This is a genomic window from Proteiniborus ethanoligenes (assembly GCF_900107485.1).
Lineage (GTDB): Bacteria > Bacillota > Clostridia > Tissierellales > Proteiniboraceae > Proteiniborus > Proteiniborus ethanoligenes.
The window spans coordinates 1-10,052 of the sequence record NZ_FNQE01000051.1; the positions used below are offsets into that span (position 1 = coordinate 1).

At 30.5% G+C, this 10,052-nt stretch carries 11 protein-coding genes; 7 read left to right on the top strand and 4 right to left on the bottom strand.

Annotated elements, in window-relative coordinates:
- Positions 1–390: 390 nt before the first annotated feature.
- The 5 genes from BLV37_RS15125 (at position 391) to BLV37_RS14385 (ending at position 4,522) form a co-directional block, all read left to right on the top strand.
- Positions 391–558 (top strand): hypothetical protein, encoded by a 168-nt coding sequence (locus BLV37_RS15125; protein ID WP_176968000.1) that lies wholly within the window; start codon positions 391–393, stop codon positions 556–558.
- Positions 555–887: a BlaI/MecI/CopY family transcriptional regulator gene (locus BLV37_RS14370; RefSeq protein WP_091733046.1), complete on the top strand. Its 333-nt coding sequence runs from the start codon at positions 555–557 to the stop codon at positions 885–887. Before BLV37_RS15125 ends, BLV37_RS14370 begins: the two co-directional genes overlap by 4 nt.
- Positions 880–2,193, top strand: coding sequence for a DUF4825 domain-containing protein (locus BLV37_RS14375; protein ID WP_091733048.1), 1,314 nt, complete (start codon positions 880–882; stop codon positions 2,191–2,193). The genes BLV37_RS14370 and BLV37_RS14375 overlap by 8 nt, the downstream gene beginning before the upstream one ends.
- Positions 2,194–2,553: 360 nt before the next feature.
- Positions 2,554–3,084 (top strand): RNA polymerase sigma factor, encoded by a 531-nt coding sequence (locus BLV37_RS14380; protein WP_091733051.1) that lies wholly within the window; start codon positions 2,554–2,556, stop codon positions 3,082–3,084.
- Positions 3,077–4,522 carry a hypothetical protein gene (locus BLV37_RS14385; protein WP_091733054.1) on the top strand — a complete coding sequence of 482 codons (1,446 nt, stop codon included), beginning with the start codon at positions 3,077–3,079 and terminating at the stop codon, positions 4,520–4,522. The genes BLV37_RS14380 and BLV37_RS14385 overlap by 8 nt, the downstream gene beginning before the upstream one ends.
- Before the next feature lie 159 nt (positions 4,523–4,681).
- On the opposite strand, the gene BLV37_RS14390 is transcribed toward BLV37_RS14385, so the two are convergent.
- The 4 genes from BLV37_RS14390 to BLV37_RS14405 all read right to left on the bottom strand — a co-directional run bounded on the left by BLV37_RS14390 (position 4,682) and on the right by BLV37_RS14405 (position 7,943).
- Positions 4,682–5,365: an ABC transporter ATP-binding protein gene (locus BLV37_RS14390; protein ID WP_091733057.1), complete on the bottom strand. Its 684-nt coding sequence runs from the start codon at positions 5,363–5,365 to the stop codon at positions 4,682–4,684.
- Positions 5,358–6,515 carry an ABC transporter permease gene (locus BLV37_RS14395; RefSeq protein WP_091733060.1) on the bottom strand — a complete coding sequence of 386 codons (1,158 nt, stop codon included), beginning with the start codon at positions 6,513–6,515 and terminating at the stop codon, positions 5,358–5,360. Before BLV37_RS14395 ends, BLV37_RS14390 begins: the two co-directional genes overlap by 8 nt.
- Positions 6,512–7,186 carry a cobalamin B12-binding domain-containing protein gene (locus BLV37_RS14400; protein WP_091733062.1) on the bottom strand — a complete coding sequence of 225 codons (675 nt, stop codon included), beginning with the start codon at positions 7,184–7,186 and terminating at the stop codon, positions 6,512–6,514. Before BLV37_RS14400 ends, BLV37_RS14395 begins: the two co-directional genes overlap by 4 nt.
- Before the next feature lie 196 nt (positions 7,187–7,382).
- On the bottom strand, positions 7,383–7,943 hold the full coding sequence (locus BLV37_RS14405) for a hypothetical protein (RefSeq protein WP_091733064.1): 561 nt from the start codon (positions 7,941–7,943) through the stop codon (positions 7,383–7,385).
- Positions 7,944–8,180: 237 nt separating this feature from the next.
- On the opposite strand from BLV37_RS14405, the gene BLV37_RS14410 reads away from it, so the two are divergent.
- Positions 8,181–9,713, top strand: coding sequence for a hypothetical protein (locus BLV37_RS14410; protein ID WP_091733067.1), 1,533 nt, complete (start codon positions 8,181–8,183; stop codon positions 9,711–9,713).
- 87 nt (positions 9,714–9,800) lie between these two features.
- Positions 9,801–10,052 (top strand): helix-turn-helix domain-containing protein (locus tag BLV37_RS14415; RefSeq protein ID WP_143031478.1); only part of this gene is annotated, 252 nt, incomplete at its 3' end.

Below are 10,052 nucleotides of genomic sequence, written 5' to 3' on the forward strand. Positions count from 1 at the left end.
AATAAAAAAAGCGAAAAAGCATTAAAATATAAGGAACTAAGAAAAAGAAAGTATTCGTGAGTTTTTGTCCAATATTAAGGGGTCAATCCGGTTTATCAACTAGGATTTGAAGACATAGAAGACAAGGATAAAAGACAAGCATTTTTCTTAGATACAGATTTTGTGGTAAAGAAATTAAAATAGCTAAGATTTTGAAAAATAGCCTTTTTCGTCAGAAACTCAGTAATTTATTTCACCTGTATTACGATTGATGAATATGTAGAAAAATGTTTTACCCAAAAATATTCCAGAGGCTGAATCTAAAAGAAATGAATATATAACATAGAATTCCAATTTTTGCTTTCAACACATATTAAATATAGTGAAATACTATGTATTGAGGCGAAAAAAATGAAATTTTTCATACCAGATATAGCTTATATTAATCCTAGAAGCTTGGAATATGATGTTGGAAAATTTGCTAAAGAACAATTAAAGAAATTAAATGTCCCAATAATTGAAACTAAAAAAGTTTCAATAGAAGGAAAATCGCCTTACAGGGTGAAAAACCTTTTATGAAAATATTTGTGAATATCGATGAGATAATAGAATTATTAGAAGAACATAATTGGGCAGAGAGTACGGTAAGGAATTTTTTATCTAGAATAATAGATAAAGGATATCTTAAAACAGAAAAGGATGGAAGGAAGAATGTATATATACCTTTAGTTTCTCAGGATTATATAAATAAAAAAAGTAAAGGGATTATTAAAAGGCTTTATGATAATTCTGTAAAAAAATTTGTAGCAGAATTATATGAATCCGATTCCATTGGCCAGAATGATTTATTAGAATTAAAAAAATACTTAGATGAAAAGATAGAAGAAAGGAGGGAAATAAATGGATAAAAAAATATTCTATAATATAATAAAAAAATCAGGTAAACCTCTAGTTTTAGCATTAATACTAGTAATATTGGGTACAAGTTTTTTAATTGGTTGTGAAGCTAAAAAAGAAAAAACCTTAGCAGACAAATTATATAGCTATAAAACTAAATATGTAGGTGACAATTCTAAAGTAGGTGGTATAGTTTCAAATTTAGAATTTCCAAAAGAATATGGTTACAAATCTATGGAGATTTTATCTAAAGAAGAACCCTATGGATTAAAATTATATTTTGATGGAAACACAAATGAAGCTGATATAGATGATTTTAAGTATGACAGTGCAATATTGTTTTCCTTAGTAGATAATTTAGATTATATTACCTATATAATAGAAGAAAATGGTGAGGAAATGGAAATTGGCACTCTTACTAGAGATAATATAGATTCAATGACTACATCTATTTTAGGTATGAAGACTAGTGAATTAGGAAGTAGTAAAAACAAATTCACTAAATTAGTAGAATTTTATAAAGAAATTGAAAGTGAAATAAAAGAGGATAAAGATGATACAAGTCAAATAATTGAATATAATTTAAATGTTTTAGCTAAAAAGAACTCAGAAGCAGATTCTAAAAATTATAAAAACCAAAATGAATATGGAGATATTGTAAAATTAGGGGAGGTAGGCTTAGAGTATATTTTAAGTGAATTTGAAAATGGAAATGTTCAAGATGATCTTAAGGGACAGATTATGAAGGATATTGCAATAGAAATATTAGGTCCAAAAAATAATGTGGAAAATTATAGAGAGTTAAGTCCAACAGAATGGTATAAAAGATTAGATATAATAGATATAGTAAAAATAGAAGATGATAGTCAAGTGTTTGAAGATAAATATGAAGAATTGGTGTATAAAGCTCATTATCCTACAAAATATAAAAAAGAAGAAGATTCATTTACAGCTATAGCATTAGATGTGAAGGGCATTTATGAAAAAGATAATATTATAAAAATATATGCTATTGTAAGTAAAAATTTAGTTGTATTATATGATGATGGTAAGGTTATAGATGATTCTGGATATCTTATGCCTACAGTTACTGTATATGAGAAAAAAGGAGATGCATATGAATTAATAGATGTAATTCAACCTAGGGATGGAAGTGAATATGCACCATCTATAAGAGAAATGTGTAAAGACAAGCCGATGATGGCAATTAAACTTATGAATATAGATCATGAAAAAATAAATGAAGAATTAAGGAATAATGTAATTACAATATTAAAAAAGAATGGGCATAATAACGTGAATATGGAGGGGTTTTAATATTAAGAATAAGGAAAGGTTATGGCTCAATGATTAAAAAATTAATTCTAATGATATGAATAATTTTAATAATCTCATTCAATATCTTTATTGATAAATCTATTGAATAAGCTTGATTTAGTGAGTAAACATATATCCCCACTGATAGTTTTGCTCTCAGTATTTATTGGTCTAGGGGTATTAAAACTTATTATATAATTATTAGATAATATGAATAATGAATATGTTTAATTCTAATATAGATGGGGAAATCAAATTTTCTTCATCTATTTTTATTATTATTTTAGAAATATGTCACAAAATTCAATTTTGAATTGTTATAAGGGTACAGTCGGCTGAAAAAAAGAAAGGGGTGAAGCCATGGAAGATATAGAATTTGGCAAAAAATTTGTAATAGGTGGAGAGGATATATTAGAGGAGGTAATTAATCTCTATGGTGAAAAGCTCCTTCGCTATGCAACAGCAATTCTATGTGATTATCAAGAGGCAGAAGATGTAGTACAAGAGAGTTTTATTGCAGCCTATCAAAACCGAAATAAATTTGACGGAGAAAATTTGTCTGCATGGTTATATAAAATCACATATAATCGCAGTTTAAATCAACTAAAAAAACGTAAGATATTTTATTTTAGTGAAATTCATAGTGAAGCAGTGTTAGAAGAGAAAGACAAGGGATTAAGTGATGAAACACTTCGAGCTTTGCAGAAACTTAAACCTAAGGATCGTGCGTTATTATATGGGAGAATAATGGAGGAGCAAAGTTATGAAGAATTATCTTTGCTTACAGGGATTTCTCCTGCAACCCTGAGAAAAAGGTATCAGAGGGCAAAGGATAAGTTGGTCAAAGAATTGAATAATGTATATAGTAGAAAGGGGTTTAAATATGAGTAAACTTGATAATGAAGAACAAAAAATATATGATATGCTTTCTCAAATCAATGTAGATTCAAGTAAAATTGCTCAACGAGTGAGAACTGAATTAAATAAAAGAGATACTAAAACGCCAGTTAAGAGTCATAAACCATGGATGAGGTCTACAGTTGCTGCTATAGTATTATCCATGTTCTTAGTTGTTGGTGCAACTGCTGCAGTATTAGGAAATTTTGAATGGTTTATGAAGAAATTCAATCCAAATTTTGGGAAAATTATTGAACCTATTGAAGTCTATTGCGAGGAACAGGGAATCAGAATGGAGGTAATTGGTGCACAGAAATATGACAATAGGGCGGTAGTGTATCTATCTCTTAAAGATATAACAGGACAGAATAGATTGACAGAAAGAACTGACTTTAGGGATGGATTTAATGTTAAAATGAGTGAGAGAACTAAGAAGAATATAATTGGCAAGAGGGACGCATCGGTAATTGGATATGGTTGGAAACAAAAAATGCTATATTTTGATGAAGCTACAAATACTGCTTATTATGAATTTAATATAACCACCGATATAGATATGCCACTGGCAGATCCGCTGGAATTGGGCAGTTCGCGAATTTATTTTGATAAAACAGAGTATGAAGAAGAACCAATCAACATACCTCTTATATCAATTAAAGACACGGATACTGTATCAATTAATGAATCGCAAATTTGGGGTGGAGGTGGAGAGTCAGATAATATTTGGAGCGGAAGAGATACAAAGGTACTTTTACCAGGTAATTATGCTAGTATGCCTCATGGCAATAAAAACCAATGGATTTCTAATATTGGCATCATAGACGGTAAATTGCATGTTCAGATAGGCAAGATTTTTAACAAGGAATTTGGACCTAATGATCCATCAATTGACTTAAAGGATCAAGATGGTAATCTTATACCTTATGATTATAGTTTAGTTTTATTTACAGATGAAAAAAATAAATTCCTTGATATTGAAAGAAACGATTATAGTGATGCCATGTATAAGTATGAAGAATTTATATTTCCTTTAAATAAAAAAGATCTAAGTAAATATACCCTTTGCTATACTGGTACAGTTCACACTGGTGTTGAAGGGAACTGGAAGGTTGTAGCAAATCTAAGTGATTCAAGTAGAAATATCATTACTTGGGCTGAAGATATTTCTATTGAAGGGTATGTTTTAGAGTATATGACATTAAACCCTTTGGGATTACAAGCCATGGGTACCTATGAAGGAGAGAACTGCTATATAAGCGATGCAGTGGTCAAAATTGAAACTGTAGACGGTATCATTCAGTTAGAAGGCGGTGGCGGTAGCCAAGACTCTGAAAATCATTCATTTAGTGCAAGCTGGGATATAGATGAACCACTTGAAGTTGATAAAGTAAAAGCTATAATTATAAATGATACCCGAATTCCGATAAATTAGAAAACCCCCTGCTATTAACTAAACCCCTCGTGTCAAGTTGGCGATACGAATATCTTTGAAATTTAAATTAGGAAAAGAAATCGAATGCTTTGACAATAGACTTGATTTTATAAAAGAATGGTATTATTTATATAGAGTGCCACTAATTTGTGACTTCAGTTATGAGTTAGTGGCATGGTTTCTGCCATCTTTTATTTCAATAATTCTATCTGCTTTTTCTGCTATCCTCTTATCATGAGTTATTACAATGAAAGTAGATTTAAATTCTCTATTTATTTCTTTTAAAAGATTATAAACCGTTTCTGTAGTTTCTGAATCAAGATTTCCCGTCGGCTCATCTCCAAGTATTATTCTAGGACTGTTAATTAAGGACCTAGCTATGGCTGCTCTTTGCTGTTGACCACCAGATATGTCTGTAGCTTTGTTATTTTTTACTTTAGTTAAACCGACTATTTCTATTAAGTCATTAGCTCTATTTAAGGCTTCTTTAGTAACTTTGTTATGCTTTATCCTGTAGGGAATTAATATGTTTTCCAAAACAGTAAACTCTGGTAGTAAATAATGAAATTGAAATATAAATCCTATAGTTTCGTTTCTTAAAGTAGCTAATTGGTTTTTATTCATATTGGAAATATTTCTTCCATCTACAAATACTTCTCCGCTTGTAGCTCTATCTAAGGTTCCTATTATATTCATTAAGGTAGATTTCCCACTACCAGAAGCTCCTATAATAGAGTTAAAAGTACTTTCCTCAAAGCTTAAATTAATATCAAATAAAACCTGAGTCTTTATTTTTTCTCCATAAATTTTGTTTATATTCCTTAGTTCTAATATATTAGCCATTTTTTATCACCTCTATAGGATTAAGCTTAGAAGATTTCCTAGCTGGTATAAGTGCCGCAATAGTAGCAGAAGTAATGGCTACTAGGACAGAAATAATTATAAAAGTGTAGTCTAAATAAAATGGAACTAAAGGTGTTCCATCTGGATTTTTCACAAAATTAGCGAAAACATAGGTAAGGGTAAGCCCAAGAATAGTTCCTAAAATAGAACCTACAATTCCTAGGACAAGACCTTGAAACAAGAAAATTAAACTTGCAGTTTTATCCTTTATCCCCATTGCTTTTAGTATTCCAATTTGTTTTGATTTTTGAACTACTGATATGGCTAAAACAGATGAAATGCCTAGTAGTACTGCTAATAGTACAAAAACCTGAATCATATAGCTAGAAGCAGACTGTCCAGTTAAACCAGAAAGCAATTCTTCATTTTGTGCTTTCCAATTTAGAGTCTTTAGTTCTTCTTTTTCTAAAACTCTTTCTAAATCATCAGCTATTACATCTGCATTAAAAACATCTTTAACTTGTGTTTCTATTGAAGACAGATTATCTTTCTTTTCGAATATATCTCTAGCACTATTTAATGTAGTAATCACCCAGGATTTATTTAAGCTTGCTACCTTTAGGTCATAAACTCCTACAATTTCTATATCTATGTTTTTCCCTTCCGGGGTTAGTATATTAACAGAATCTCCTACTTCCATATTAGCTTCTTCAGCCAAATCTTTACCTATTATGGTTTCAAAATTGCCTTTCGGTATCCTTCCTTTTATTAACCTATCACTAAATTTATATATACTATTTGCCTTATTAAATTCTACTCCTCGTATAAGTATAGGATATGATTCTTCTTCCTTATATAAAAAAGCTGAGGAATCTAAAGATTTAGATACTGCTGAAAACCTGTCGTCTTTATTTAGAGCTTCTATAAGTGGATCTTTATCTTCAAAATATTTTTCGTTTCCTTCTGAGACTATAGTAATATGTGAGGAGCTACCTATTGTCTTGTCTATCAATGATTTCTGCAGTCCATCTATTAGAGAGCCTATAAATATCTGTACTGAAACACCTATGGCTATACCTGTTAGAATAAGTATGGTTTGTCCCTTATTTGACGTTAAAAACCTTGCAGCTATATTAAATGCTAGTTTCAATTTCTTTCATCTCCATCATATAAATTTAAGATATCTTGAAAGCTTTTCAATTCAAAATCTCCCCCAACTTTTTTATACATGCTAGGATCCGATGTAAATGCATTGCCTCCTAAGATAAACTTTATATTTTTATCTAATGTTCTTTTAATCTTTTCTATTGTTTTTTTGGTAGCTACTAAATTGAAATGATTTGTAACACTTATACAGACATAAGTAGGATAAATAGTTTCTATAGCTTTTAGTATTGTTGCTTCTGGAGTATTGGCTCCTATAAATATGGTGTTATAGCCTGCAATAGTAAAAAAGTCAGAAACCATTCTAGCCCCTAGCTCATGGTCTTCAAATTGAGGACACATAACTATTACACTAGTCTCATACCGAGAGCCTAGCTTGTCCCTTTCTCTTAATACATAGGGGTAAGCGCACTCCACTATGGTTCTTATTATTCCACTTCTCACATGTTCCTTCCATATTAAACTTTCTATGTCTAAATCATATTCTTCTATTATACTATTTAGTGCTGGGGTTAAGATGGATTCGTACAAATTAACTACAGTAGTACTTCCTTCTTCTAATGCATTCATACATAATTTAAAAGAATTTTCTTTATCTTCTTCTCTTAAAAATTCCATAAGCTTTTCGTATAAGCTCTCCATATCTACACTCTCCATTCTTTAACATAAGCATGAAATTTTTATTGCCACCTCTGGATTTTTCATAAAACTGTCTGATGATTTAGATAATACCCCGTTTATTAGATTTTCATCATTTTTAATAAAATAATCTTAAATTATTTTAATTAAAGCATATTATATAAGCTAGCCATAGCAATCATTAGTCTTATGCAAGACCTTGCTTCTTCTTAATTTAAAGCTGAACTCGAGATTTTATCAGTTCTTCTACTTCTAAATAATTTTCCTTCGTGCAAAAAACTCCTATATTCTCTGAAGTACCACCCTTTATCATTATGGTATATTGCTTTGGACAATACTTCACCCTTCTAATTCCACCCCATTTTATGAATATAGCTTGTCTTGATTGTGCTAGTATTCCTGCTCCTGTAATTGAAGGCTTCCCTGATATAAGCCCTAATATAATAGTTAAGGTATTTATTATATTGTTTTTTCTCAGATGATTTTTTTGTGTATAGTATCGTATACCTTTGTTGTCAATTGTAAAGCCCACATGGTATTTCCCGCCATATATTATACGAATAAAAATATATGTTAGAACAAAAAGTGCAGTTATAAGGCTGAAGGCATAAAATGTGTATGTATTGTCGTCTGATATAGTGAGTAGAAATATAATAATTAAACCAAAGGGAATGCCTATGGCTATGCCTAATTGCTTTAATATTAATGAGGTCTTAAATATTGGTACATTTATGGACCATTCTATTTTTTTGACATTGTCTTCTCTTTCTTTCATCACTACACCCCCAAGTAAAAACTTAAAGTATATATTCCTTAGTTTTGAAAAAACCTGTTTTCAGCTTAAACTTGTATCTCATAAGCCTCACCTCTAATTTAATTATAGCTAGTAATTTTAATAGGAAAAATACACCTATTCAATTTGGCAATGCCAGCTTTTGGAACGATTTGTGCCAAACTTCTTGATTAACAATATTATGATTTGATATAATTGTGACAAAGAGAGGTGACCTAAATGACCTTTGCAGAAAAGCTTGATTTGTTAATGAGGATAACAAGGACAACAAATAGCACTTTAGCATTCAATGTTTCACTAGACCCATCCTTTATTAGTCGCTTGCGTCGTGGTGTCCGTACACCAGCAAGAAATGAAAATTATCTTAAATCTATTTCTACATATTTTGCAAAGCATTGCAATGAAGATTATCAAAAAATTGCTTTATCTCAAGCACTGAATATATCCCCTGAAAATTTAGCTTCTGATATTGACATAGTTATAGAACTCATCTATCTTTGGCTTTCGGACAAAAAAGATGATAAAGGCAATTCTATAGAAGCATTTATCAATAATTTATCCGATTTTAAATTTAAAAAAGTACCTAAAGCAGAAGATATTCCCTTGCCTCACTTGTTTGAAAACACGTTTAAGGACTCAGTCCATTATGGTATAGAAGGTAAACAAAATGCAGTTATTTCGTTTTTGACTCTTGTCTTAATGGATAATAAACCTCAAACTCTTCTTCTATATAGTGATGAAGACATTGATTGGTTAATAGAGAATCGTGAATTTACTGCAAAATGGTCTGCTCTTTTATCTAGAGTAATTATGAAAGGAAATAAAATTAAAATAATCCATACAGTAAATCGTAATTTAGATGAAATGCTCTCAGCAATTGAGGAATGGCTGCCTATATATATGACTGGTGCCATAGAGCCTTATTATTATCCTAAGTCTCGTGATGGTCTATTTAAAAGAACATTATTTGTTGCACCTTATACTGGCGCTGTAGCATCAAACTCCATAGGGAACAAAGTAAAAAATGGAGCTACTTTTCTCTATACTGGCAAGGATTTAGTCTCATCCCTTACAGAGGAATTTAACTGCTTTCTTTCCCTTTGTCGTCCCCTTATGAGGATATTTAATTATACTAATACGGAATATTATTTATCCACTCTTTCAGAGTTTGAAGCTGAAGAAGCAGATAGTATTTTAAATATTAGTACACTTTCAAATGTAACTATGCCTATGAGCGTTGCAGAAAGTATTCTAAAATCTATGAATAATAATAAAAAAGAAAAAATACTAACCTATCATGAAAAGAGAATTATAGATTTTGAAAAGCGCTTGAAAAGTCATAGCTTTACGGAAGTAATTACTCTACCCCATGCTGAAGAATTGAGAAAAGGAAAAGCTAAGGTTAGCTTTTCTGATATGCTTGACAATACTCTTTTGTATTATACAACAGAAGAATATATAGAGCATATTCAAAATATCATACTGCTTATTTTAAATTTTGATAATTATAATATATTTATACAATCTAGTCCGCAACCATCTGATTATATGCTGTATGCTAAGGAGGATGTGGGTGTAATAGTTGCTAAGACCTTCTTGCCAACTGTTGCGTTTGCAATAAATGAAAGCAATATGACTGCTGCCTTTTGGGATTATTTAAGTTCAAACCTGTATAGGGTATCAAAGAACCAGCCTGAAAAAGAACATACTATTGCCATGCTTAGAAGATTTATTGAAAATCTAAGAGCATAAAGAAAACCCCTATACATTCTGATATGCTCCCCTTGTAGTAGACAGTTAAAATAATAAAACTGTTCACTACAAGGAGGAGTATTTTTTATGGGAAGAAAAGGTGCATTTACAACAAATGAGAAACTAGAATATGTCCATAGATGTTTAGATGGAATAGACTCCATTAATAATACTGCTAAACTTATTGGCGTTGACAATAGCACCTTAAGAGAATGGATTAGAAATTTTCAAGCACTAGGTGTTGATGGATTAGGTACTTCTAAGAATTCTTTTTATTCAGAAGAAATTAAGAATATAGCTGTAAGAGATTACTTAGATGGAAAAGGATCATTAGCTGAT

Bases quoted from the DNA above. Each gene is read 5' to 3' on its own strand.
- BLV37_RS15125 (WP_176968000.1), top strand. From the start codon at position 391: ATGAAATTTTTCATACCAGATATAGCTTATATTAATCCTAGAAGCTTG.
- BLV37_RS14370 (WP_091733046.1), top strand. From the start codon at position 555: ATGAAAATATTTGTGAATATCGATGAGATAATAGAATTATTAGAAGAA.
- BLV37_RS14375 (WP_091733048.1), top strand. From the start codon at position 880: ATGGATAAAAAAATATTCTATAATATAATAAAAAAATCAGGTAAACCT.
- BLV37_RS14380 (WP_091733051.1), top strand. From the start codon at position 2,554: ATGGAAGATATAGAATTTGGCAAAAAATTTGTAATAGGTGGAGAGGAT.
- BLV37_RS14385 (WP_091733054.1), top strand. From the start codon at position 3,077: ATGAGTAAACTTGATAATGAAGAACAAAAAATATATGATATGCTTTCT.
- BLV37_RS14390 (WP_091733057.1), bottom strand. From the start codon at position 5,365: ATGGCTAATATATTAGAACTAAGGAATATAAACAAAATTTATGGAGAA.
- BLV37_RS14400 (WP_091733062.1), bottom strand. From the start codon at position 7,186: ATGGAGAGTGTAGATATGGAGAGCTTATACGAAAAGCTTATGGAATTT.
- BLV37_RS14405 (WP_091733064.1), bottom strand. From the start codon at position 7,943: ATGAAAGAAAGAGAAGACAATGTCAAAAAAATAGAATGGTCCATAAAT.
- BLV37_RS14410 (WP_091733067.1), top strand. From the start codon at position 8,181: ATGACCTTTGCAGAAAAGCTTGATTTGTTAATGAGGATAACAAGGACA.